Genomic DNA, 25,498 nt, shown 5'->3' on the forward strand with positions numbered 1-25,498 from the left:
ATGAAGAAGAATATAAATATATTGATAGTTGGTGTTGGTGGTCAGGGAAATATATTATTTAGCAAAATTTTGGGAGATGTTCTATTAAATGTTGGATATGATGTAAAAATTTCTGAAGTCCATGGTATGGCACAAAGAGGCGGAAGTGTAGTTACATATGTAAAAGCAGGTGAAAAAGTATTCTCACCTCTTGTGGACAGAGCAGAAGCTGATTATATTTTGGCGTTTGAAAAATTAGAAGCTTTAAGGTGGCTTGAGTATCTGAAAAATAATGGCATTTTGATATATTCAGATTATGAAATTCCTCCTCTGAGTGTAATAACAGGAGCTTATGAATATCCTGATGTAGAAAAAATCTTGCAAACAGTTGGTGTTAAGGCTTGTAGAGTTGAAGTTAAAAAGCTGCTTTCTCAGTTAGGAAATTCAAGGGTCCAAAATACCTTGATGCTGGGATTTTTTAGCAGGTTTTTGGATATAGATGAGGCTTTATTTAAAAAGTCTATAGAGAGGAATGTAAAAAAAGAGTTTATTGAAATTAATTTAAAAGCATTTGAGCTTGGTAGAAGAATAGAAATGTGTGAGGTGGAAAAGTGAAGATGAGATATTGGGATGAACATATGGAGTGCATGGACAGAAGTACTTTGCAGGAAATTCAGCTCAAAAGACTTGTTGAGACTGTAAAAAGAGTATATACGAGCGTGCCGTATTACAGGCGAAAAATGCAAGAGCTTGGTATTATCCCTGAAAACATAAAGAGCTTGGACGACCTAAAGAAACTTCCATTTACTACAAAACAGGACTTGCGTGATAACTACCCGTATGGACTTTTTGCTGTACCTTTGAGCGAAATTGTAAGAATTCATGCTTCTTCTGGAACAACAGGTAAACCCACTGTTGTCGGATACACAAAACATGATATTGGTATTTGGTCTGAGGTTATGGCAAGGACACTTGTGGCAGCTGGAGCTGACAAACACTCGTTTGTCCAGATAGCATATGGCTATGGTCTTTTCACAGGTGGGCTTGGTGTTCACTACGGGGCAGAGCGGATTGGTGCATCAGTAATACCAATTTCATCTGGAAATACGCGAAGACAGATACAGATTATGGTGGATTTTGGAACAACAGTTTTGGCTTGCACACCTTCATATGCTCTCTATCTTGCTGAAACTATGGAAGAGATGGGAATTAATAAATCTCAGCTTAAATTAAAGTCAGGGGTATTTGGTGCAGAACCGTGGTCAGAAAACATGCGAAAAGAGATAGAATCAAAATTGAATATCAAGGCATACGATATATACGGTCTTTCAGAAATAATTGGACCTGGGGTTTCGTTTGAATGTGAATATCAGTGTGGAATGCATATAAATGAAGACCATTTCTTACCTGAAATAATTAATCCCGAAACAGGTGAGGTTTTGGGCGAAGGTGAATATGGTGAGCTTGTATTTACCACAATTACAAAAGAAGGACTTCCGCTTATAAGATACAGAACAAGAGACATAACTGCTCTTCACTATGATAGGTGCAAGTGTGGTAGAACATTAGTAAGGATGGAAAAGGTAATTGGTAGAACTGATGATATGATAATTATACGTGGTGTCAATGTCTTCCCATCTCAGATAGAAAGCGTCCTACTTGAGATGGGAGAAGTCGAGCCACATTATCAGCTGATTGTGGACAGGGTTAACAATCTTGATGTTCTTGAGGTTTTAGTAGAAGTTTCTGAAAGAATGTTTTCTGATGAGGTTAAAAAACTTGAACAGCTTGAGAAGAAAATAACAAAAGCTATTGAAGAGACTCTTGGAATTTCTGTAAAGGTTCGACTTGTTGAACCAAAGACAATTGAAAGAAGTGAAGGGAAGGCCAAAAGAGTTATTGACAAGAGAAAAATATAATTAAAAAAATTGGGTATCTATATAATAGGTAAAGTGGTAAGTCTGTGATTGTAGGAGGTAATTAAGATGTTTGTAAAGCAAATCTCAGTTTTTTTGGAAAACAAATCAGGCAGGCTTGCAGAAGTGACAGGGATATTAGGTAAGCACGATATAGACATCTCAGCTTTGTCAATTGCTGATACAACCGATTTTGGTATCTTGAGGCTGATTGTTAACAAGCCTGATTTAGCCTTGCAGGTTTTAAAAGAAAATGGTTTTACAGTTTCGGCAACAGATGTAATTGCCATTGCTGTGGAAGACAAACCAGGAGGGCTTGCAAAGGTTCTTGAAATACTTTACAAAAAAGACATAGGGATAGAGTACATGTATGCTTTTGTCGGAAAGCTTAGTGACCAGGCTCTTGTTATACTAAAAGTAGAGAAAGCTGATGAGGCAATTGAAGTGCTAAAAGAAAACAATGTAAAAATACTTCCAGCTGAAGAGGTATATGCATTGTAATTTGATTATATTAATTGAGAAGATGGGGAGGAAAGTTTTGACTTTCCTCCCCGTTTTGTTATTGCTGATTTTTTGCTCTGTTTTGATAGTCCTGTATCATCTTTTTAACCATATATCCACCGACAGTTCCAGCTTGTTTTGCAGTGATGTTAGGATTGTAGTTGTCAAGAGTTACACCAACCTCACTGGCAGTTTCCTGTTTTAATTTGTCAAGTTGAGGTGCTGCCTCTGGAACAAGTCTCTTTCTTCTTGGCATCTTAGTTTTCCTCCCTTTTTGTTGAAAAAGATTTTTGTTTCTGCTTTCAATAAAGAAGTGTGCACCAAGTATTAAAGAAATATTAAGAAAAAAATGGGAGACTTTAAGATATTATAATTTGACAAATAAAATGCTATAATAAAGCTTGTCAAATAAAAAGTTTTGAGGGGGATAAAATTGGAAAACAAAGGCATTTATTATATAGATTTTGGAACACAGGCGCCGTTTGTTGAAGAGATTGAAAAAATGAATACAGAGTATTACCTTGCAAATGGCAAAAATAAAAAATATCATATTGTGACATACGGCTGTCAGATGAACGTTCATGATTCTGAAAAATTAGCTGGAATATTAAATGCAATGGGATACATTGAGACTGAAAACATTCAAGAAGCTGACTTGATAATATTTAACACATGTAGCGTGCGAGAACATGCAGAGTCAAGGGTATATGGAAATATTGGTCCTTTAAAGAGGCTAAAGGAAAAAAAGCCTGATTTGATAATTGGTGTGTGCGGATGTATGCCGCAGCAGGTTGAAGTTGCACAAAAACTTGCAAAATTGTTTCCATTTCTGGATATAATATTTGGCACAAAAAGTCTTCATAAATTTCCGCAACTTCTTTACACTGCTATTACCGAGAAAAAAACTGTTATTGATGTTTCGGAAGATGAGGATGTGGTTGTTGAAGGAATTCCAACTGCAAGAAGGCAAGGAGTTAGTGCATTTGTCAATATAATTTACGGATGTAACAACTTTTGTTCTTATTGCATAGTTCCATATGTCAGAGGAAGAGAAAGAAGCAGGCAACCTGAAGAGATTATTTATGAGATTGAACAGCTTGCTCAAAATGGAATAAAAGAAGTTACTCTTTTGGGGCAAAATGTTAATTCATATGGAAAAGACTTAGGAAATAATATCACCTTCCCGAAGCTACTTGAAAAGGTAAATGAAATAAAAGGAATTGAGAGGATTAGATTTGTAACTTCTCATCCTAAGGATTTGTCAGACGAGCTTATTGTGGCTATGAGGGATTTGGAGAAAGTCTGTGAACATATACATCTGCCAGTTCAGTCGGGGTCAACAAGGATATTAAAGGCTATGAACAGGCACTATACAAAAGAAGACTATCTTAGACTTGTTGAAAAGCTTAAAACAAATATTCCTGATATAGCAATTACCACTGACATAATTGTAGGTTTTCCGGGAGAAACAGATGAAGATTTTGAAGATACTCTTGATGTGTGCAGAAAGGTAGAGTTTGATTCTGCATATACATTTATCTATTCGAAAAGAAGAGGGACACCAGCTGAAAAAATGCCCAATCAAGTTCCAGATAATATAAAACACCAAAGATTTCAACGTCTTGTAAAGCTTGTTGAAGAGATAGCTTTAAAAAAGAACAGGCAGATGCTTGGCAGAACATACGAAATTCTTATTGATGGTCGCTCTAAAAGAAATAACTTGCTTGTTGGAAGGACAAGAACAAACAAGGTTGTCAATGTGAAATGTTCTGAGGAGTTTATGTTTAAGTTTGTCAATGTAAAGATATTAGAAGCTGCAGAGCATTGGCTGTATGGCGAGGTGATTTAGATTATGCAAGAGTTAACTCCTATGATGCAGCAATATATGGAAATAAAACAGAAGGTGAAAGATTGTATTTTATTTTTTAGGCTTGGCGATTTTTATGAGATGTTTTTTGAAGATGCGATTGTGGCGTCTAAAGAGCTTGAGATAGCTTTAACCAGCAGAGATTGTGGAAACAATGAAAAAGCTCCTATGTGCGGTGTGCCGTACCATTCTGCGACCAGTTACATTGCAAAGCTTATCGAAAAAGGTTACAAGGTTGCTATCTGCGAACAGGTGGAAGACCCAAAGCTTGCAAAGGGAATTGTTAAAAGGGAAATTACAAGAATAATAACTCCAGGCACATTTATTGACGATAATATTTCGACAGCCAATAATTTCATATGTTGTATATCAAAAGGCAGATCTGAATTTGCCCTGACATTTGTAGATGTTTCAACTGGTGAGATGTACTCTTGCCTTCTTGAAGAGGACCTTCAGAAACTGGTAAATGAAATTGGCAAATACAGTCCCAGTGAAATTTTAATTTCAAATATAGAAGATGAGCTTTATGAATTTTTGAAGAAAAACTGCGCTTCTTTTGTGCAGATGATAGAGTTTGTGGATTTACAAAAGTGCTATGAGGTCATAGAAAATCAGATAAATGTAGGTAAAATAGATGAAAGGCTAATTTTGAGCGTAGGGAATCTGCTAAAGTATTTAATAGAGACCCAAAAAATTTCCTTTGATTATATAAGAAGGTATGAATTTTACAGAGTCCAAAACTATCTTCAGATTGACATAAATACAAAGAGAAATTTGGAGCTCACAGAGAGTATTATTCAGCGCTCCAGAAAGAATAGCCTTCTTGGTATTTTGGACCAAACAAAGACGTCAATGGGTTCAAGGCTATTAAAAAAATGGATTGAAAGACCTCTTATTGACGTTATTGAGATTAATAGAAGGCTCGACAGTGTTGAGCAGCTCAAATCAAACTATTCCATTTTAGTACAGATAGAAGAGCTTTTGAGTAGAATGTATGACATAGAAAGACTTTCTTCAAAGTTTGCATATAAGAATGTGAATGCCAAAGATTTGCTAAGTCTAAAAAGGTCGATTGAAGTGCTGCCAGCTTTAAAAAAACTTCTTTCTTCATTTTCTGCACAACTGTTAAAAGAGATTTATGAGGGTCTTGATACATTAGAAGATATATATGCGCTTATTGACAGTTCTATAAATGAGGATGCACCTGTGACCCTAAAAGAGGGTGGAATAATTAAAGATGGTTTTAATGAAGAAGTAGATAGATTGAGAAATATATCCAAAAATAGCAAGGAACTTTTGGTTCAGTACGAAGAGAAAGAGAGAAACCTCACAGGTATAAAAAATCTCAGGATTGGTTATAACAAGGTTTTTGGATACTATATTGAGGTGACCAAGTCAAACTACTCTCTTGTTCCGGACAGGTACATTCGAAAACAAACTCTTGCAAATGCAGAAAGATATATAACAGAGGAGCTCAAAAAATTGGAAGATGAAATATTGGGTGCTGACCAGAAACTCATCGAACTTGAATACCAGCTTTTTTGCGAAATAAGGGATAGGATTGAGGCTCAGATTGAAAGAATTCAAAAGACAGCAAGCAATATTGCCATCTTGGATGTTCTGTGTTCATTTGCCCGTATTGCAATTGACAATGAGTATGTCAGGCCAAATGTTTACTTAGGGGATAGAATATATATTAAGAACGGTAGACACCCAGTTGTTGAAAAGATGATAGGCAGGGGCAATTTCATTCCAAATGACACTGAACTTGATCAGGCAGAAAACAGAGTTTTGATTATAACTGGTCCAAATATGGCTGGTAAGTCTACATACATGAGACAGGTAGCCTTAATTGTCATAATGGCACAGATGGGATGTTTTGTACCTGCTGATGAGGCATACATTGGTGTAGTTGATAAAATCTTTTCACGGATAGGGGCATCTGATGATATTTCATCTGGGCAGAGTACCTTCATGGTTGAGATGTCAGAAGTTGCGAACATACTGAAAAATGCAACGCCAAAAAGCCTTATAATTTTTGACGAGGTTGGAAGAGGAACAAGCACATATGATGGACTTTCCATAGCATGGGCAGTTTTAGAGTATGTTGCTGATAAATCTAAAATTGGTGCAAAAACTCTTTTTGCAACTCATTACCATGAGCTAACAGAGCTTGAAGAGAGGATTCCAGGTGTAAAAAACTATAGGGTTGATGTAAAGGAGGAGGGCAAAAACATTATATTTTTAAGGAAAATTGTTAGAGGTGGATGTGACTCAAGTTATGGGATTCATGTTGCACGGCTTGCTGGAATTCCAGAAGAGGTATTAAAAAGGGCAGAGGAAATTCTAAAACAGCTTGAAGAAGCTGATATAAATAGAAAGAATATTAGAAAACTTAGAAAAGAAATCAAAAAGGAGTTTACAGAGCAGATAGATTTCTTTTCATATAAAAAAGAGGAGATAATAGACAAAATTGAAAAGCTTGATATATTAAATATAACTCCTATCCAGGCTTTAAATATCCTAAGTGAGCTCAAACATGAAATAATTAAAGCCAAAGAGAGGCAATTGATATGAGAGAGCTTTACAAACTTCCTGAACAGTTAACTCACATCTTGGCAGCGGGTGAGGTTGTAGAAAGACCGGCATCCTGCCTCAAAGAACTTTTGGAAAATTCAATAGATGCAGGAGCAAATTTAATTGATGTTAAAATAGAAAAAGGTGGTATGAAGAGAATTGAGGTATATGATAATGGAAAGGGAATTCACCCTGATGACATGGAATATGTGTTTGAAAGACATACAACCAGCAAGATAAAATCTTTTGAGGATATATTTAGCATCAAAACAATGGGATTTAGAGGGGAGGCGCTCTGTGCAATATCAAGTGTATCAAAGGTGACACTTGTTTCTAAGCATTTAGAAGAAGAACGAGGGTGCATGGTAAAAGTAGAAGGTGGGAAAGTCCTTTCTAAAAGTTTTTGTCCTTTTAAAGAGGGGACAAGAATTGTTGTTGAAGATATCTTTTACAATACTCCTGCAAGGTTAAAATTTTTAAAATCTCCAACAACTGAACAAAAGTATTGTCTTGAGGTGGTAGAAAAGATTGCAATTGCATGGCCGGAGATTTCATTTCGGGCAGAGGCAGATGGCAAAAGACAAATTTTTACACCAGGAGATAATAAGATTGAGTCTGCCATTGGTTCTATATTTGGGATAGAAATAGTAAAAAATCTTGTTGAATTTTCTCTTGAGAAAGAATCTTTAAAAGTTTGGGGTTATTTTGTAAACCCCACTGTGAGCAGAGCTACACGCTCAGGTTATCATTTTTATGTCAACAGAAGATATATCAAAAGCAAACTTCTTTCATCGTGCATTGATGAGGCGTTTAAGAATTCGGTCATCACAGGTAGATTTCCAATAGTTTTTCTTTTTATACAAATTCCGCCTTCTGAGATTGATGTCAATGTGCATCCATCAAAACTCGAAATAAAGTTCAGAGATGAAAGATTTGTTTACAATACTATTTATAAAGCTATAACAGATTCGTTGAAATCGGAAAAAATGATTCCTAAAGCTGATTTAAGTAAAACTAATGTTGGAAATGATGCTGTTGCTGAGCGAAAACAAGCTGGAGTTTTATCTGATAACTTAAAAAATAATATATCCTTAGTTATTTCAGAGCAGCCAAATTTCTTTAGAATTTTTTCAAGGAGAGAAGAGATTGTAATTGAGCAACAGGGCTTTGAAAACTTTGATGCAGGAAACTACAAGATTGTTGGTTACGCTTTTGATACCTATATTATTGTGCAAGGCGATGACAGCTTATACCTTATTGACCAGCACGCGGTGCATGAAAGAAGATTATTTGAAGATTTTAAAAGCCAAATTTATTCTTCAAATGTTCAAAGCCAAGTGTTGGCTTCTCCTGTTATTGTTCAGATTCCATCTTCACGAAAAGAGTTTGTGATTTCAAACCAAGCTATCTTTCAAAAGATGGGTTTTGAAATTGAGGATTTTGGGAAAAATGAAATATTAGTGAGGACATGGCCTGCTATACTGACTGAGAATATCGAAAAAATGTTTTTAATTGACATAATAGAGATGATATACGAACAAATGGTTGAAGATAAGAGTCTTGTAGGAATTTCTGAGGACCTGCTAAAAAGAATTGCTTGCAGAGCAGCAGTAAAAGGAAATAGTAAAATTTCAGACTTAGAAAAAAAAGAAATAGTTGAACTTGTGCTAATCAAAAAAGAAATTTTTCACTGTCCGCATGGAAGACCAGTGGTAGTAGAGATTTCTAAGAGAGAAATTGAAAAAATGTTCAAAAGAATTGTATAAATATCAGCGCAGGTGAAAGAATAATGGAGAAAATACCTTTAATTGTTATTGCAGGACTTACTGCCACGGGGAAAACAGATGTTGCAGTGGAGCTGGCTCAGCTTGTAAATGGCGAGATTGTGTCTGCAGATTCGATGTGTGTATACAAGCTTATGGATATTGGTACAGCAAAGCCTACAAAGGAGCAAAGAGAAGCTGTCAGACATCATGTTATTGATGTAGTATTTCCAGATGAGGACTATAATGTGGCGATGTTTCAAAAGGATGCAACGAATGCAATTTTTGATATTTATAAAAGAGGTAAGGTACCTTTACTTGTGGGCGGTACTGGCTTTTATATAAAGTCAGTTGTGGACGATATTGAATTTCCTGAGATGGGGGATTCAAAACAAGTTAGAAAAAAGCTTTTTGATGAGCTTAATAATAAAGGCAATATGTATCTTTACGAACTTCTTAAAGAAATAGACAAAGATGCTGCAAATTCTGTTCATCCAAACAATGTAAAAAGGGTTGTAAGATATTTGGAAATTTATTTTTTGACTGGCAAAAAGCCAACAGAGTTTTTAGATAAGGTAAGAAGGAAGGGAAGTGAAAAATATAATGTATTGTCGCTATGTTTTATAATGGAAAGAGAAGCTCTTTGGCAAAGAATTGACCAGCGGGTTGAAAAAATGTTTGACATGGGACTTGTAGATGAAGTCAAAAAGCTTTTAGAGATGGGATATTCGAAGGATTTGAAATCTATGCAAGGGCTTGGATATAAGCAGGTGATACCGTATGTTGAAGGGAAGATTTCTTTGCAAGAGGCCAAAGAAGAACTTAAAATAAGGACAAGACAGTTTGCTAAAAGGCAGAGGATTTGGTTTAAATATCAGGGAGAATTTGTATTTTTGGATGTAACAGGTATGAGGTTTGAAGAAGTTGTGAAAAAATGTTTTGAACTTTGCAAAAGTGTGGTATAATTTAAGAAAAACATATAAAAATTATAATATAAAAAACTTTTAAGTTTGGGGAGGAATACATAAAGTGGCGAAAGGAAGTTTAAACTTGCAGGACTTATTTTTAAACCAATTAAGAAAAGAAAAAGTAAATGTTACAATTTTCCTACTCAGCGGTTTTCAGTTAAAAGGTACTATCAAGGGTTTTGACAATTTTACATTGATTGTAGAGACTGACAATAACAAGCAACAACTAATTTACAAACACGCTATATCTTCAATCATGCCTTCAAAGCCAATAAACTATATGGCTCAGGCACAGAATAATCAACAAGCTTCTCAACAATCAAATAATAATCAAGGTTAAGAGACAAAATAGAACGCACAATTTCAAAAGAAAGCTCATGAACGAGTGTTTCATGAGCTTTCTTTAATTTTTGACAATCAGAATTTAAAAGAGAGGTGCCAATGATATTGAAGATAGATATCGACGGATTAAAAAAATTTTATAATTTTTCTTATGAATTACTAAGCTTAACAGAACAAGCTTTAGAAGATTTAAAAGAAAATTTTGAATTTGTAGAGCAAATAAAGTCATTCAATCAGTTAAAGGTTTTAAATGCTTTTCACATAAACAAACTTTCATACACACATTTGAATAAGACAGATGGATATGGGTACTCAGATAGCGGGCGAGATGTGACTGAAAAAATCTTTGCAAAAGTTTTCGGATGTGACGATGCACTTGTGCGAATCCAATTTATTTCTGGTACGCAGGCAATTGCAACAATGCTATTTGCTTTGCTCAGACCAGGTGATATCCTTCTTTCAATCAGCGGAAAACCATACGATACACTTCAAAAAGTAATAGGAATAAAAGAAGGTGGGCATGGAAATCTTATTGAGTACGGAATAAAATACCAGGAAATCGATTTGAAGGGTAATAGCTTTGACTTTGAAAAAATAGAAACTACTTTAAAAGAAAATTTTATAAAAGTAGTTTTTATTCAGCGTTCACGAGGATATTCTCTCAGAAGTTCAATTTCAATTGAAAAGTTAGAAATGGTAATTAAGTATATAAAATCTATTTCTCCACAAACATTTGTTGTAGTTGACAACTGTTACGGTGAATTTGTGGAAAAATTGGAACCAACCGAAATAGGAGCAGACTTGATAGCAGGTTCACTTATCAAAAATCCTGGTGGGACAATTGCTTCATGTGGCGGCTATATCGCAGGGAAAAAAGAACTTGTTGAAATGTGTGCAGACAGGCTGAATTCTCCCGGCATGGGGAAAGAAGTTGGGCCGTCTCTTGGATTTAACAAAGAGATTTTACAAGGGCTTTTATTCTCACCATATCTTGTTGCTGAAAGCTTGAAAGTGGCTATGTTTGCTTCATATATAATGGAAAAGTTAGGATATGAAGTTTTTCCAAAATTTAATGAAAAAAGAACAGATATAATTCAGACAATTGTGTTTAAAAACGAATACGAACTTATAAGATTTTGTCAAGGGGTGCAAAAAGGCTGTCCTGTCGACAGCAATGTTTTGCCTGAACCTTGGGATATGCCGGGATATTCTCATAAAGTAATAATGGCAGCAGGCGGATTTGTACAGGGTACGTCTTTGGAACTTTCTTGTGATGCGCCAATCAGAGAGCCTTATGCCGCATACCTTCAAGGTAGTTCTTCATTTGAAACTGGACTTGTTGGGATTTTGCATGCTATAGAAAATATCAGGAGGATGTAATTGCTACATCCTCCTGATAAGTCCTATTACTTTGCCAAGGATTTTTACGTCTTTGACGATAATTGGTTCCATAGCCTTATTCTCTGGTTGAAGTCTTATATGGTCGTGTTCTTTATAGAATCTTTTTACTGTTGCTTCATCATCAATTAAGGCAACAACAATATCTCCATTTTCAGCTACATTTTGTCTTCTGACAATTATTATATCATTGTCGAAAATTCCTGCCTCAATCATGCTATCTCCCCTAACTCGGAGTAAGAATGCATCTTCTGTTCCAACAAGGTCGTACGGCAGGGTCATAGTTTCTTCTATATTTTCCACTGCTAAGATTGGTTCACCTGCTGTTACCTTTCCAACAAGAGGAAGTTGAACAACATTTCTGTGAACATAAAATTCTTCATCTACTATTTCTATGGCTCTTGGTTTGGATGGGTCGCGTCTAATATAACCTTTCTTTTCAAGTCGTGTCAGGTGACCATGGACTGTTGAGGTAGACTTCAGACCTGTTGCCTCACAAATTTCCCTCACCGCAGGAGGGTAGCCTTTTTCCTTGATTCTCTTTTTGATAAACTCTAATATTTCCTCTTGCTTTTTTGTAAGCTGTTTTTTCATAATACTTATTTCCCCTTCTTTAAGCATTATTATTTTGAGATAATTATAACACAAAAACATACATTCTTCAAACTTTTGTTTAGTATTTTAAGGCGGAAATTTATTTTAAAAGTAAAATAATTCTTGTATACAAGATACAATTTGTTTTATAATATATAAGGTGCAATATGTCAAATAATAAACGAAAGGAGTATTAAAAAATGGCATTTATTGATACAATCATAGAAAAAGCAAAATCAGATATAAAAACAATTGTACTACCCGAAAGCTACGAAGAAAGAAATTTAAAGGCTGCCTCTATAGCTTTGAAAGAAAAGATAGCTAAGATAGTTTTGATTGGCAAAGAAGATGAGATAAAAAAAGAGGCAGCAAAGTTTGATGCAAATGTAGATGAAGCTATTTTTATTGACCCAGACAATTTTGATAGATTTGATGAATTTGTCAATGAATTTTATGAACTAAGAAAAAACAAGGGTATAACACTGGAAGATGCAAAAAAGTTTATGAAAGACCCGATGTATTTTGGTGTTATGCTTGTGTACAAAGGTTTGGCAGATGGTATGGTGTCTGGTGCTATTCACTCAACAGCAGATACATTAAGACCGGCTCTGCAGATATTAAAAACTGCACCTGGGGTAAAACTTGTTTCAAGCTTCTTTATTATGGTTGTACCAAACTGCGAATATGGTGAAAATGGAGTTTTTGTATATGCTGATGCAGGTTTGAATCCAAATCCAACAGCAGAAGAGCTTGCTGATATAGCTATTACATCTGCAAAGAGCTTTGAAGCTTTAGTTGGTAAAACTCCAAAAGTAGCAATGCTTTCATATTCAACCAAAGGTTCTGCAAAGTCTGAGATGGTTGACAAGGTTGTTGAGGCAACAAGGATTGCAAAAGAGAAAGCACCAGACATTTTAATAGATGGCGAACTTCAAGCAGACGCAGCAATAGTTCCTTCTGTTGCAAAGCTGAAAGCGCCAGGAAGTCCTGTTGCAGGGCAAGCAAATGTTCTAATCTTCCCTGATTTGGATGCTGGCAACATTGCATACAAACTTACAGAAAGGCTTGCAAAAGCAGAAGCGTACGGACCTATTACCCAGGGAATAGCAAAACCTGTAAATGATTTGTCCCGAGGCTGCAAAGCTGAAGACATTGTGGGGGTTATTGCTATTACTGCTGTACAGGCTATGATGAAATAAATTATTGATAGAAGGGGAATGTGGAAATGAAGGTTTTAGTATTAAATTCAGGAAGTTCATCTTTAAAGTATCAATTTATTGATACTGATACGGAGGTTGCTCTTTGTAAAGGTGTTGTTGACAGGATTGGTTTGCCGGGGGCATTTATTAGACATCAAAAGAATGGTCAAGAGATTGTAAAAGAACAGGAAATAAATGATCACAATGTTGCTATTAAGCTTGTGTTAGAGATGCTTACACATGAAGAAGCTGGTATTATCCATTCCATGGATGAAATTGATGCAATTGGTCACAGGGTTGTTCATGGCGGGGAATATTTTAGTGATGCGGTAATTGTCAATGAAGAGGTAAAGAAAGCAATAAGGGAATGTATTGAACTTGCGCCTCTTCACAATCCTGCTAATTTAATGGGGATTGAAGCATGTGAAAAAGAGATTCCTGGGAAACCTAATGTGGCTGTATTTGATACAGCATTTCATCAAACAATGCCAAGATATGCGTATATGTATTCGCTTCCATATGAGGTGTATGAAAAATATAAAATTAGAAAATATGGATTCCATGGAACATCACACAAATATGTTGCAATTAAAGCTGCAGAGTACTTAAGAAGACCTCTTGAGGAGTTAAAACTTATAACATGTCATCTTGGAAATGGTTCGAGTGTATGTGCAATAAAGTACGGAAAATCAGTTGATACAAGCATGGGATTTACTCCTTTGGCTGGTCTTGCAATGGGAACAAGAAGCGGAACAATTGACCCTGCTGTGATACTCTATCTTATGGAAAAAGAAAAAATGGATGTAAAACAGATGAATGATTTTCTGAATAAAAAGTCGGGTGTGCTTGGTATATCAGGTGTGAGCAGTGACTTTAGAGATTTAGAAAAAGCTGCAAATGAGGGTAATGAAAGAGCACAGCTTGCAATTGACATGTTCTGTTACAGGGTTAAAAAGTATATTGGTGAGTACGCAGCAGTCTTGGGTGGAGTAGATGCAATAATATTTACTGCTGGAATAGGTGAAAATAACGCTCTTGTGAGAGATAAATGTTTGACTGATTTAGAGTATATGGGTGTTCTGTACGATAGAGAAAGAAACTTCAATGTAGAAAAAGGCAAGGTTTTTGAAATAAACAAACCTGAGAGCAAGGTAAAGGTTTTAATAGTTCCTACAAATGAGGAACTTATGATTGCAAGAGAGACAAAAAGACTTCTTTCAAAATAAGCTTTCATGAAAAAGATAGGGGGTTGCAAATATAAGAAGAAAAACAAAAGATTTTTATGCAACCCCCTATTGTTTATTATTCTTTTTTCCACAATCCGTGTAAATTGCAGTATTCATACGCCACTACATTCTCAGCCGAGACCTCAAACAATGCCTTTGGTTCATCACCTGGTTTTAAATATTTTCTGTAGACTTTATCGTCGGCAATAAGTTCTATCCACATAATGTAGTGCTTTTCTTCCATTGGATGAGCAACTTCACCTACTTTGACCAAGATGCCCTCTTCTGTCTTTTCGATAACAGGGACATGCTTTTCTAAACTTGCATCAACTGTGTTAGCTTCAAGCAGCGTCATAGGTTGTCCACAGCATACAAGCTGGCCACCACCCGCATACAAAACCTCTACTATGTTTCCACAGACTTCACATTTGTATACATTTCCTCTTTTAATCATTGATTAAGACCCTCCCTTGTAAAAATTAATTTTTTAAATTACAATTACTTTATACCCACCAAATTAATATTCCTAACACAAAGTTTGAAACAAAATTAAAATTGAAATAATATAAAATATGAAATAAAAACATTTTAAGGGGGATGTGAAAGTGCAAAAAGTATATAATCCGAAAGAGGTAGAAGACAGGCTCTACAAAATGTGGCTTGATAAAAAGTATTTCCATGCAAAGATTGATTATTCAAAAAAACCTTTTACAATTGTTATTCCACCTCCAAATATTACAGGGCAGTTACATATGGGCCATGCACTGAACAATACCATCCAAGATATTCTTATTAGGTTCAAAAGAATGCAGGGATACTGTGCACTTTGGCTTCCTGGTACTGACCATGCAAGCATTGCAACAGAGGCAAAGATTGTTGAAAATATGAAAGAAGAAGGCTTAACGAAGGAGATGATAGGGCGAGAGAAATTTTTAGAGCGTGCGTGGGAGTGGAAAAGAGTATATGGTGGCAGGATTATTGAACAACTCAAGAAACTGGGGGCATCTTGTGACTGGGACAGAGAAAGGTTCACAATGGACGAAGGACTTTCAAATGCTGTAAAAGAAGTTTTTGTAAGACTTTATGAAAAAGGACTTATATATAAAGGCGAGAGGATGATTAACTGGTGTCCAACCTGCCACACTACAATTTCTGATGCCGAAGTTGAATATGAAGAGAAAAAAGGAAAGCTCTACTATATAAAATACCCTGCAAAAGATAATTCGTACTATGTGATTGTGGCTACAACAAGGCCTGAAACAATGCTGGGTGATACTGCCGTTGCAGTAAACCCTAATGACCAAAGATACAAGCATTTGATTGGGAAGACAGTTGTGCTTCCTCTTGTGAATAGAGAAATACCAATAATTGCAGACGATTATGTTGACATGGAATTTGGAACAGGTGTTGTAAAGATAACTCCTGCCCATGACCCGAACGACTTTGAGATTGGGCAAAAACACAACCTTCCAATGGTTCAGGTGATAGACACAAAAGGGTATATGAACGAAAATGCAGGAAAATATGCAGGGCAGGAGAGGTATGAAGCAAGAAAGAATATTGTAAAGGACTTAAAAGATCTTGGTCTTCTTGTGAAAGAAGAGGACTATACTCACAATGTGGGACACTGTTATAGATGTTCAACTGTAATAGAGCCTCTTGTCTCAAAACAGTGGTTTGTCAAGATGAAACCTTTAGCAGAGCCTGCAATAAAAGTTGTGAAGGAAGGAAAGATTAAATTTATACCTGAAAGATTTGAAAAGATATACTTTAACTGGATGGAGAATATAAAAGACTGGTGTATATCAAGACAGCTGTGGTGGGGGCACAGAATTCCTGCTTATTATTGCCGTGATTGCGAAAATATGATGGTCAGCAGAGAAGAAGTAAAGGTATGTTCAAAATGCGGTTCTACCAACGTGTATCAGGATGAGGACACGCTTGACACTTGGTTTTCGTCTGCTCTGTGGCCATTTTCTACGCTTGGCTGGCCTGAGGAGACAGAAGACCTGAAGTATTTCTACCCAACAGATGTTTTGGTAACTGCATATGATATCATTTTCTTCTGGGTTGCAAGGATGATTTTTTCTGGTTTAGAGCATATGGGTAAAGAACCCTTTAAGTATGTTTTGATACACGGTATTGTAAGAGATGCTCAGGGGAGAAAGATGAGCAAATCCTTGGGCAATGGTATAGATCCCCTTGAGGTAATAGAAAAGTACGGTGCTGACGCGCTCAGATTTACACTTGTCACTGGTATATCTCCTGGAAATGACACAAGATTTCATATGGAAAAGGTTGAAGCTAATAGAAACTTTGCAAACAAGATTTGGAATGCTGCAAGATTTGTGATCATGAACCTTGACATTGACACAAGTTTTAAACCTGATGAAAGCAAGTTTACATTTACCGAAAGATGGATTCTTTCCAGGCTTGATACACTTATCAGCGAAGTTACAGAAAACCTTGAAAAGTTTGAAATTGGGATTGCTGCTCAAAAGTTATATGACTTTATATGGGATGAATTTTGCGATTGGTATATTGAAATGTCTAAACCAATACTTTACAATAAAGAAGCCGAGAACAATAAAGAAGTTCAATATGTACTGTTGACAGTATTAACAAATGTTCTGAAACTATTGCATCCGTTTATGCCATTTGTAACAGAGGAAATTTATTTGAACCTTCCACATGTTGAAGAGAGTCTTGTGATAGCAACCTGGCCAAAGCCAAGGGGATATCAATTTACTGAAGACATTCAAATGGTTGAAAAACTTATAGAACTCATAAGAAGTCTGAGAAATTTGAGATTAGAGAAAAACATCAAGCCTGATATCAAGCCTAAGGTATATATAAAGACTGATGACCTTTCAATGGCAAATCAATTGAGCTTATGGGAGATTTACGTCAAAAGACTTGCAAATTTTGATCAGGTTATAATCTCAAATGAAGCTCCAGAAGATAGCGTAGCTTTAGTACTGTCTTGGGGAGTTGCGTATGTGAAATTGAAAGAAATAGTTGATGTTCAAGCAGAGCTTAAAAGACTACTTGATGAAAAGGAAAGACTTTTAAAAGAGGTTGAGAGATCTGAGAAACTGCTGAACAATCAAAACTTTTTACAAAAAGCACCTGAAAAGGTTGTAAATGAAGAAAAAGAAAAATACGAGAGATACAAGCAGATGCTTCTTTCAGTTGTACAGCAGATAGAAAGATTAGAAAGTCTCAGGTGATGTTAAAGATGCTCATGACTTATGAACAAGCTTTAGATTTTATTCATTCAACCTATAAATTTGGTACAAAGCTTGGTCTTGAGAATATAACAAAACTTCTTGAGTTTATGGGGAATCCTCAAAAAGGGTTAAAGGTTATTCACGTTGCGGGCACGAATGGGAAAGGTTCCACATGTGCTTTTATAAATCAGATGTTGATTGAGGCAGGCTTTAGGGTGGGGCTTTATACCTCACCCTTTCTTGAATCTTTTAACGAGAGGATAAAACTCAACAATCAACCAATAGACAATCAAGAACTTGCCAGTATTACAGAGTTTGTAAAAGAAAGAATTGAAGAGATGATAAGACAAGGTTTTTCACATCCCACAGAGTTTGAGGTTGTAACTGCCATTGGTTTTGAGTTTTTTAAAAGAAAAAATGTAGACTTTGTTGTTCTTGAGGTTGGACTTGGTGGAAGATTTGATGCAACTAATGTAGTAGAAAACCCTGAAATTTGCGTAATTACATCAATAGGTTTTGATCATATGGACATTTTAGGTTCAACAATTGAAAAAATTGCTTTCGAGAAGGCAGGAATAATAAAGCAAAATACCAAAGTAATACTGGCACTTCAGCGATATGAAAAGGTAAAAGAGGTTATTTCGAAAGTGTGCAAGGAGCAAAATGCTCAGCTAATCGAGGTAGAAAGAAATTATCATGTATTGAAGAACACACTGGAAGGAATTGTTTTTGATTGTGTTACTCCAAAAGGAATTTATAAAAATCTTGAGATTAAGCTACTTGGCACACATCAGGTAGAAAATGCTCTAAATTGTGTTTATGTGTATGAATGTTTGAAAGAAAAATATGACATAAAAACTGAAGCGTTAATAAAAGGGCTATTGAATGCTCGCTGGAACGGTCGGTTTGAGGTTTTGATAGATACACCTTTGGTTGTATTAGATGGTGCGCACAATGTAGATGGGATGAAAGTGCTTGTAGAAAACTGCAAAATATACTTAAATGATAAGAAGATTGTGGCTGTTGTAGGAATTTTAAAGGACAAAGAATATGAAAAGATGATTTCGTTGATAAAGAGTGTGGCGCAAAGGGTTATATTTACTCTTGTTCCTTCCCAAAAGAGAGCTTTTTCTGAAAAAGAAGCTCTTGAGATTTCGCATAAGTGTGGTGTTGAGTTTGTACCAGATTTCAGAGAAGCAATTAAATATGCATTAGGTTTGTGTAATGAAGATGATGCAGTCATAATTTGTGGTTCTTTATATCTTGTAGGGGCAGCAAGAGGTTTTCTGAAAAGCATGTTAAGTAGGTTGTAATTATACAGCAATTGCTATAAAATATTAATACGAAGAAAATTAAAAGAAAGAGGTGTTGTCAGAAATGAAACTTTTTATTGATACTGCAAATGTGAATGAGATAAGAGAAGCTCATTCTTGGGGAATAATTTGTGGTGTTACTACAAATCCGTCTTTGATTGCAAAAGAGGGCAGAGATTTCAAAGAAGTAGTTAATGAGATTTGTTCAATTGTAGATGGTCCAATCTCTGCAGAGGTAATTTCTCTTAAAGCAGAAGGTATGATTGAGGAAGCAAGAGATTTAGCAAAGATTCATAAAAATATAGTTATTAAAATTCCAATGACTGCAGAGGGGCTCAAAGCTGTGTCAGTTCTTTCGAAAGAAGGTATTAAGACAAATGTTACACTCATCTTCTCAGCAGCTCAAGCACTTTTAGCAGCAAAAGCTGGAGCAACTTATGTATCGCCATTTGTGGGAAGACTTGATGATATTGGGCAAAATGGTATTGAGCTTATAAAGGAGATTGTACAAATATTCAAGAATTATCCTGATATTAAAACAGAGATAATTGCAGCAAGTATAAGACATCCTATACATGTCATTGAAGCTGCAAAAGCAGGTGCTCATATAGCAACAGTGCCATTTAAAGTTTTAGAGCAGATGACAAAACATGCTCTGACCGATGTTGGTATCGAAAGATTCTTGAAAGACTGGGAAAAGGTACCCAAGAAAAGTTAAAGCAACCCTGAAAGAAGGGTTGCTGTTTTTTTAAATTTTTGACTGGAGGGGAAAGATGGGATTTGTAAAAGAGAATATAAATGGTATAGAGATATTTAGAATAAGCGAATTTGAAGAATATGGTATAGAGGGTTTTTTCACAACACGAAAGGGTTGTGGAAATGATAGTTTCAATCTGAGCTATAAATGGACTGCACAGAAAGATGAAGTGGACAAAAACTTTCATATTCTTTTTGAGGCTTTAAAAATAGACCATAGAAATATTTTCTATGCAAAACAGGTGCATAAAAATGATATAATAATTGTAGAAAGAGGATTTGACTTTTTTGAATATAATCAAGAAGCAGAGGCAGATGGACTTATAACAAATATCCCTGAAATTGCACTTATAACGATGCATGCTGATTGTTTTCCTGTTTATATTGTCGATACAGAGAAAAGGGTAATTTCTCTGGTTCATTCTGGTTGGAGAGGGGCTTTGCTGCATATAACCGAAAATGCCATCCAGGTTCTGAAGAAAGAATTTTTTTCTATTGCTGAAGATTTACTTGTGGCGATCGGGCCAGGGATATGTAAAAGACATTTTGAGGTGGGTGAAGATGTTTACAAGATGTTTTTGAGAGAATTTGGAGATGAGGTTTGTTTGGAGTCTAAAGAGGGTCTTTTTGTCGATTTGAAAAAAGCAATATTTCTTGATTTGAAGAAAAATGGTATTAAGACCTGTCAGATAATATCTTGTGATATGTGTACGTATGAGAATGTAGATATATTCTTTTCGTACAGAAGAGACTACAGAAAGCCAGAAAATTTGGGTAGTATGGTTGCAATCTTGAGGATGGTGAGAAGGTAAATGAAAAATATTCTAATAGTTGATGACGAGCAGCACATTCTTGAGCTTCTTAAATTTAATCTCAGAAAAGAAGGATATAATACATTTGAGGCAGATAGTGGCATATTAGCACTTGAGATTTTAAAGCATAATAAAGTTGACCTTGTTATACTCGATATTATGATGAGTGACAAGGACGGATATGAAGTTTTAAAAGAGATTCGATTTAATAAAGATACAAAAAATTTGCCAGTGATTTTGTTATCTGCAAAATCTGAAGAGATTGATAAAATACTTGGGCTTGAGCTTGGCGCAGATGACTATATAACAAAGCCTTTTAGTGTAAAAGAGCTGGTTGTAAGAGTAAAGGCACTTTTGAGAAGAGTAGAGAGTTTAAAGCCTGAGGTCGAAGATAAGGTCAAGTTTGGAGATGTAGAAGTGGACTTTTCGAAAAGAACAGTTAAGAAAAATAATCAGGATGTACCTCTTTCGTTCAAAGAGTTTGAACTTTTGAAGCTTCTTATCGAAAACAGAGGCAGGGTGTTGGACAGAGACTTTATTTTGCAAAGGGTATGGGGATACGAGTTTGATGGAGATACACGAACAGTTGATGTGCATATAAGGTTTTTGAGAAGAAAACTTGAAGACGATGAGAAAAATCCACGATACATAGAAACAGTCAGAGGCGTAGGTTACAGGTTTAATGAAAGGTCTGAGTAAAGCATGAGGTCGAAGCTTTTTGGTTATACTATATTAGTTGTGGTAGTTATAACACTTCTTCAAGGAATTCTTTCATATGAGACTTATAAAAACATATATATAGATGAAAACAAAAAATGGCTTGTTGCTAAAATAAATGAAGTTGAAAAATACATTTATTCTTTTGGTGTTGATAAACTGAATAATATCTATAACAAAGGCGATTTTAGAGTAACTATTGTTGGTAGCAGTGGGGTTGTTCTTTACGACTCTGAAGCAAATGTAAAGAAAATGGAAAATCACTTAAAAAGACCAGAGATTGCAAATGCCAATAGAGTTTTTGGAAAAGTAGAGTTTTCGATGAGAAGGAGCAAAACACTGGGGCATTACTTTTTGTATGCAGCAAAAAAAGTTAAAATTTACAATACATTAATGTTTATAAGAGTTTCAGTTCCTCTTGACAAAGTAGACACAATCTTAAAAAAGGTTTTATTAAATACTCTAAAATTTGCAGTGATGTGTATTTTTCTGGGTATAGCCTTGGCAATAGGAATCTCATCTGTTTTATATCAACCGTTAAAAGGCCTGATTTCGCTTATTTCAGAGGGACTGGAAAAATTTAGCATTCAAGATGTTAAAAGTCCAAAAGATTTCAGATGGCTTAGTCTCAGCTTTTCAAAGATGTATCAGCTTTTGGAGGAAAAGATTGGCGAATCTAATATATTAAGAAAAAGGCTCACTTCTCTTTTAGACTCATTAGACATTGGTATAATCTTTTTTGATATGAATAAAAGAATACTTACGTTCAACAGGGGAGCAGAAAACATTCTTGAAACTAACCTCAAAGTTGGATTAAGTTTACTTGAATGCGTCCGAGTATATGAACTTTTCGAGTTTCTTTTCCAACAGGATATAAATGAAAAGGAGATTGAAATTAGTATCAATAATAAAACAAAGTTTCTGAAAATAAATAAGAAGAAAATTTCATATGAAGACAATAAAGAAGGTATACTTTTAATATTAAGTGATATTACCTTTTTGAAAAAGTTAGAAAGAATTCGGTCTGACTTTGTGGCAAATGTATCGCATGAACTCAAAACACCACTTACTTCAATAAAGGGTTTTGTAGAAACACTTAAAGATGGTGCAATTGATGATAAAGATGTTGCTATTAAGTTTCTCAACATTATTGAGGTTGAGGTAGAAAGGCTTGTGAGACTTATAAATGATCTTCTCTATCTTTCGGAAATAGAGAATGCGGCAATGCCCATTTTAGAAGAAAAAGTGGTGGTTAAAGAAGTTGTGCTTGAGATTATCGAACTTTTAAAAATAAAAGCTGAGAAGAAGAATATTCAACTTGATATAAAGGTCCAAGAGGGTCTTGAGATGAACATATATCGCGATTGGCTAAAGCAGATTTTTATAAATTTAATAGATAATGCAATTGTTTATAACAAAGAAAATGGGAAAGTATGGGTGACTGTAGAGAAATTAGATAACTTAATTGTTATAAAGGTTAAGGACACAGGAATTGGAATACCTGGAAGGGAAGTTGAGAGGATATTTGAAAGATTTTACAGAGTGGATAAAGGAAGGTCCAGAAAGTTTGGAGGCACAGGCTTGGGTCTTTCTATTGTAAAGCACATAGTAGAGCTTTATGGAGGAAAAGTTTGGGTTGAAAGCCAGGAAGGTATAGGCAGTGAGTTTACGGTAACAATTCCAATTGTAAAAAAGGCTGACCCACATCAATAGGCCAGCCTTATTTATAGTTATGCTATCCAGCTGATTAGTATAGAAATGATAGCTCCCAAGAGAGCACACATTGGAATTGTCAAAACCCATGCAATAACAATATTTCTTGCAACCCCCCATCTAACAGCTGAAAACTTTTTACATGCACCTACCCCCATAATAGAGGATGAGATGACATGAGTGGTGGAAACTGGTGCACCAATATGAGTTGCAAACTGGATTGTTAGTGCTGCACCAGTTTCTGCTGCAAAGCCGTTTATTGGTGCAAGTTTTATTATCTTTATTCCCATTGTTTTAATTATTCGCCAGCCACCTACTGATGTACCCAAAGCCATGGCGAGAGCACAGGCAAATTTAACCCAGTCAGGTACAACAAACTCATTTAAAATTCCACTTCCTACCAGCGCCATGGTTATTATTCCCATGGATTTTTGGGCGTCGTTTGAACCATGACTATATGCCATCCACATTGCAGAGAGTATTTGGAACTTTGAAAAGTATCTATTCACAATTGTTGGATGTACTTTGGCAAACAATATGTAAAGAATCATCATAAATAGGTATCCAAAAACAAAACCTAAGATAGGAGAGACAATCAAAGGAAGAACAATCTTTTTGACAAATCCTATCCAATTTATATCGGCAAGTGATTTTGTTGCGGCAATTGCAGCACCCACAAGACCACCAATTATTGCATGTGATGAGGAAGAAGGTATTCCCCACCACCATGTAATCAAATCCCATACAATTGCTGCTATTACAGCCGCAAGCACAAGGTTTTGTGTAACAAATCTCGGGTCAACTATTCCATGGCCAATTGTCTTTGCAACCTCTGTGTTTATCATTGCACCAAAGAAGTTAAAAACTGCTGACATAAATATGGCAGTGCGTGGTGTTAACACTCTTGTTGAAACTGATGTTGCAATAGCATTTGCCGTGTCATGAAAGCCGTTTATAAAGTCAAAAGTCAGAGCTAAAATGATTATTAAAAGTAAATTAAGTGGTATGTTATGCATTTTTTGTCACAACCCCTTCTATTACATTTGCTACATCTTCACACGCATCAAGTGTGTCTTCCAAAAAGCCAAAAATTTCTTTCCAAATGATTACTTCAATAGGCTTGTCCTTATTTTCAGCAAAAAGTTTTTTAATTGCATTTCTGTACACAATGTCACCTTCATCTTCAATTCTATTTACTTCTATTATTTTTTCTTTTATGAGTTTAGTATTTTTTAAATCCTTTAGATTTTCTACTACTCCTTTTAATTCTTTTGTGCAGTTTATGATCATTTCCGATAAGATCTTTGCCTCAGGCTTAACTGTGTCTACATTATAGATTTCAAACCTATGCGCAACTGTTTCGAGCGAATCGACAATGTTGTCAATCTCTTTGATTATTGCAAACAAATCTTCTCTGTCAAGAGGTGTGATAAAAGTTTTGTTGAGGAGTTCAATCACTTGGTGGGTAATATCATCCCCTTTGTTTTCAGCTTTTTCAAGCTTTGAGATAAGCTCTTGCATATTTGAAAGGTTATTGAGGAGTTGATTTAACATCACTGCTGATTGATAAGCATTTTCAACAGCGTTTGTCAATAAAACAAAAAACTGGTTTTCTTTTGGAATTATGCTCCACATATTTCACAACCCCTTCTTTGTAGAATTTTTGCCACAAAGACCATTTTAATAAAAGTTATTTTTGTTTATCAATCCTGCGAACCTCATAAAAAGTTTTACATTGCACAAAGAATATTATATAATATTTAACACAGTTTTAACATACATTAAACAAGAATTTAATGTTATAATTATAAAATATATAAGTTGTAGCTATCAAAAAGTAGGGAGAGGTTGCTTCAAGATGGTAATAATAGAAACAAAGGATTTAAATCTATATTATGGGGAGAACCATGCTCTGAAAAATATAAACATAAAGATAAACGAAAAAGCTATAACTGCATTGATAGGACCATCTGGCTGTGGAAAATCTACTTTCTTGAGGACTTTAAATAGAATGAATGACCTTATTGAAAACGTAAAAATAGAAGGAACTGTATATTTTGAAGGCAAAAACATCTACAAAGAGATTGATGTTATTCAACTTAGAAAAAAAATTGGAATGGTATTTCAAAAACCAAATCCATTCCCAATGAGCATATATGACAATGTAGCGTATGGGCCAAGAATTCATGGTATTAAAAAGAAAGAAGTACTTGATGAGATTGTAGAAAGCAGTCTTAAAAAAGCCTATCTGTGGGATGAAGTAAAGGATAGGCTGAAAAAAAGTGCATTTTCGCTCTCTGGAGGCCAGCAGCAAAGGCTCTGCATTGCAAGGGTTTTGGCAGTCGAGCCTGAGGTAATTTTGCTTGATGAGCCAACATCTGCTCTTGACCCAATTTCAACATTAAAAATAGAAGAGCTTTTAGAACAGCTCAAGAAAAACTACACAATAATAATAGTCACTCATAATATGCAACAGGCTGCTCGAATTTCTGATTTTACAGGATTTTTCTTAAATGGAGAGCTTGTAGAGTTTGACAAGACAATCACTATATTTAATACCCCTCGGGACAAAAGAACAGAGGACTATATTACTGGTAGGTTCGGATAATTATATTATTTTGAGAGGT

Annotated in this window: 23 protein-coding genes; 18 read left to right on the forward strand and 5 right to left on the reverse strand. The window is 35.3% G+C overall.

Annotated elements, in window-relative coordinates; all coding sequences use genetic code 11:
• From CALKRO_RS06120 to CALKRO_RS06130, 3 genes are all read left to right on the forward strand, one after another.
• Nucleotides 1–594 carry an indolepyruvate oxidoreductase subunit beta gene (locus CALKRO_RS06120; RefSeq protein ID WP_013430178.1) on the forward strand — a complete coding sequence of 198 codons (594 nt, stop codon included), beginning with the start codon at nt 1–3 and terminating at the stop codon, nt 592–594.
• A 2-nt stretch (nt 595–596) separates the two neighbouring features.
• Nucleotides 597–1,898 carry a phenylacetate--CoA ligase family protein gene (locus CALKRO_RS06125; protein WP_013430179.1) on the forward strand — a complete coding sequence of 434 codons (1,302 nt, stop codon included), beginning with the start codon at nt 597–599 and terminating at the stop codon, nt 1,896–1,898.
• Nucleotides 1,899–1,964: 66 nt separating this feature from the next.
• Nucleotides 1,965–2,396, forward strand: coding sequence for an ACT domain-containing protein (locus CALKRO_RS06130; protein WP_013430180.1), 432 nt, complete (start codon nt 1,965–1,967; stop codon nt 2,394–2,396).
• A gap of 58 nt (nt 2,397–2,454) precedes the next feature.
• Here CALKRO_RS06130 and CALKRO_RS06135 read toward each other — a convergent pair whose 3' ends face one another.
• A complete protein-coding gene (locus tag CALKRO_RS06135) occupies nt 2,455–2,652 on the reverse strand; it encodes an alpha/beta-type small acid-soluble spore protein (protein ID WP_013403131.1) in 198 nt (65 codons plus the stop codon).
• Between the two features lie 177 nt (nt 2,653–2,829).
• Here CALKRO_RS06135 and miaB point away from each other — a divergent pair, with 177 nt between their 5' ends.
• The 6 genes from miaB (at nt 2,830) to CALKRO_RS06165 (ending at nt 11,293) form a co-directional block, all read left to right on the forward strand.
• Nucleotides 2,830–4,245, forward strand: a complete 1,416-nt coding sequence (gene miaB, locus CALKRO_RS06140) for a tRNA (N6-isopentenyl adenosine(37)-C2)-methylthiotransferase MiaB (protein WP_013430181.1) — start codon at nt 2,830–2,832, stop codon at nt 4,243–4,245.
• A gap of 3 nt (nt 4,246–4,248) precedes the next feature.
• A complete protein-coding gene (mutS, locus tag CALKRO_RS06145; protein WP_013430182.1) occupies nt 4,249–6,840 on the forward strand; it encodes a DNA mismatch repair protein MutS in 2,592 nt (863 codons plus the stop codon).
• Nucleotides 6,837–8,606: a DNA mismatch repair endonuclease MutL gene (gene mutL, locus CALKRO_RS06150; RefSeq protein WP_013430183.1), complete on the forward strand. Its 1,770-nt coding sequence runs from the start codon at nt 6,837–6,839 to the stop codon at nt 8,604–8,606. The genes mutS and mutL overlap by 4 nt, the downstream gene beginning before the upstream one ends.
• A gap of 23 nt (nt 8,607–8,629) precedes the next feature.
• Nucleotides 8,630–9,568 carry a tRNA (adenosine(37)-N6)-dimethylallyltransferase MiaA gene (gene miaA, locus CALKRO_RS06155; RefSeq protein ID WP_013430184.1) on the forward strand — a complete coding sequence of 313 codons (939 nt, stop codon included), beginning with the start codon at nt 8,630–8,632 and terminating at the stop codon, nt 9,566–9,568.
• A gap of 64 nt (nt 9,569–9,632) precedes the next feature.
• On the forward strand, nt 9,633–9,911 hold the full coding sequence (gene hfq, locus CALKRO_RS06160; protein WP_013430185.1) for an RNA chaperone Hfq: 279 nt from the start codon (nt 9,633–9,635) through the stop codon (nt 9,909–9,911).
• A 101-nt stretch (nt 9,912–10,012) separates the two neighbouring features.
• Nucleotides 10,013–11,293, forward strand: a complete 1,281-nt coding sequence (locus tag CALKRO_RS06165) for a methionine gamma-lyase family protein (RefSeq protein ID WP_013430186.1) — start codon at nt 10,013–10,015, stop codon at nt 11,291–11,293.
• Nucleotides 11,294–11,296: 3 nt separating this feature from the next.
• Here the strand turns inward: CALKRO_RS06165 and lexA are convergent, their stop codons facing one another.
• A complete protein-coding gene (gene lexA / locus CALKRO_RS06170; RefSeq protein ID WP_013430187.1) occupies nt 11,297–11,905 on the reverse strand; it encodes a transcriptional repressor LexA in 609 nt (202 codons plus the stop codon).
• Between the two features lie 200 nt (nt 11,906–12,105).
• On the opposite strand from lexA, the gene pta reads away from it, so the two are divergent.
• Both pta and CALKRO_RS06180 read left to right on the forward strand, forming a co-directional pair.
• Nucleotides 12,106–13,104, forward strand: coding sequence for a phosphate acetyltransferase (gene pta, locus CALKRO_RS06175; protein ID WP_013430188.1), 999 nt, complete (start codon nt 12,106–12,108; stop codon nt 13,102–13,104).
• Between the two features lie 26 nt (nt 13,105–13,130).
• Complete coding sequence (locus tag CALKRO_RS06180; protein WP_013430189.1) at nt 13,131–14,330, forward strand: acetate kinase; 1,200 nt, start codon at nt 13,131–13,133, stop codon at nt 14,328–14,330.
• 76 nt (nt 14,331–14,406) lie between these two features.
• Here the strand turns inward: CALKRO_RS06180 and CALKRO_RS06185 are convergent, their stop codons facing one another.
• Nucleotides 14,407–14,784: a desulfoferrodoxin gene (locus CALKRO_RS06185; RefSeq protein ID WP_013430190.1), complete on the reverse strand. Its 378-nt coding sequence runs from the start codon at nt 14,782–14,784 to the stop codon at nt 14,407–14,409.
• Nucleotides 14,785–14,935: 151 nt separating this feature from the next.
• Between CALKRO_RS06185 and CALKRO_RS06190 the strand changes: the two genes are divergently transcribed.
• The 6 genes from CALKRO_RS06190 to CALKRO_RS06215 all read left to right on the forward strand — a co-directional run bounded on the left by CALKRO_RS06190 (nt 14,936) and on the right by CALKRO_RS06215 (nt 22,871).
• Nucleotides 14,936–17,560 carry a valine--tRNA ligase gene (locus tag CALKRO_RS06190; protein WP_013430191.1) on the forward strand — a complete coding sequence of 875 codons (2,625 nt, stop codon included), beginning with the start codon at nt 14,936–14,938 and terminating at the stop codon, nt 17,558–17,560.
• Nucleotides 17,560–18,873 carry a bifunctional folylpolyglutamate synthase/dihydrofolate synthase gene (locus CALKRO_RS06195; RefSeq protein ID WP_013430192.1) on the forward strand — a complete coding sequence of 438 codons (1,314 nt, stop codon included), beginning with the start codon at nt 17,560–17,562 and terminating at the stop codon, nt 18,871–18,873. The genes CALKRO_RS06190 and CALKRO_RS06195 overlap by 1 nt, the downstream gene beginning before the upstream one ends.
• 64 nt (nt 18,874–18,937) lie before the next feature.
• Nucleotides 18,938–19,591, forward strand: a complete 654-nt coding sequence (gene fsa / locus CALKRO_RS06200; RefSeq protein WP_013430193.1) for a fructose-6-phosphate aldolase — start codon at nt 18,938–18,940, stop codon at nt 19,589–19,591.
• A 55-nt stretch (nt 19,592–19,646) separates the two neighbouring features.
• Nucleotides 19,647–20,441, forward strand: a complete 795-nt coding sequence (gene pgeF, locus CALKRO_RS06205) for a peptidoglycan editing factor PgeF (RefSeq protein WP_013430194.1) — start codon at nt 19,647–19,649, stop codon at nt 20,439–20,441.
• The gene (locus tag CALKRO_RS06210; protein ID WP_013430195.1) at nt 20,442–21,140 is read left to right on the forward strand and encodes a response regulator transcription factor; all 699 of its coding nucleotides are present in this window, start codon (nt 20,442–20,444) and stop codon (nt 21,138–21,140) included.
• Between the two features lie 3 nt (nt 21,141–21,143).
• Complete coding sequence (locus CALKRO_RS06215) at nt 21,144–22,871, forward strand: sensor histidine kinase (RefSeq protein WP_013430196.1); 1,728 nt, start codon at nt 21,144–21,146, stop codon at nt 22,869–22,871.
• Between the two features lie 17 nt (nt 22,872–22,888).
• Here CALKRO_RS06215 and CALKRO_RS06220 read toward each other — a convergent pair whose 3' ends face one another.
• Both CALKRO_RS06220 and CALKRO_RS06225 read right to left on the reverse strand, forming a co-directional pair.
• Nucleotides 22,889–23,887, reverse strand: coding sequence for an inorganic phosphate transporter (locus CALKRO_RS06220; RefSeq protein ID WP_013430197.1), 999 nt, complete (start codon nt 23,885–23,887; stop codon nt 22,889–22,891).
• Nucleotides 23,880–24,506, reverse strand: a complete 627-nt coding sequence (locus CALKRO_RS06225; RefSeq protein ID WP_013430198.1) for a DUF47 domain-containing protein — start codon at nt 24,504–24,506, stop codon at nt 23,880–23,882. Before CALKRO_RS06225 ends, CALKRO_RS06220 begins: the two co-directional genes overlap by 8 nt.
• Before the next feature lie 223 nt (nt 24,507–24,729).
• Between CALKRO_RS06225 and pstB the strand changes: the two genes are divergently transcribed.
• The gene (gene pstB / locus CALKRO_RS06230) at nt 24,730–25,479 is read left to right on the forward strand and encodes a phosphate ABC transporter ATP-binding protein PstB (protein ID WP_013430199.1); all 750 of its coding nucleotides are present in this window, start codon (nt 24,730–24,732) and stop codon (nt 25,477–25,479) included.
• The last annotated feature ends 19 nt before the right edge of the window (nt 25,480–25,498 follow it).

The organism is Caldicellulosiruptor kronotskyensis 2002 (genome assembly GCF_000166775.1).
GTDB classification, from domain to species: domain Bacteria; phylum Bacillota; class Thermoanaerobacteria; order Caldicellulosiruptorales; family Caldicellulosiruptoraceae; genus Caldicellulosiruptor; species Caldicellulosiruptor kronotskyensis.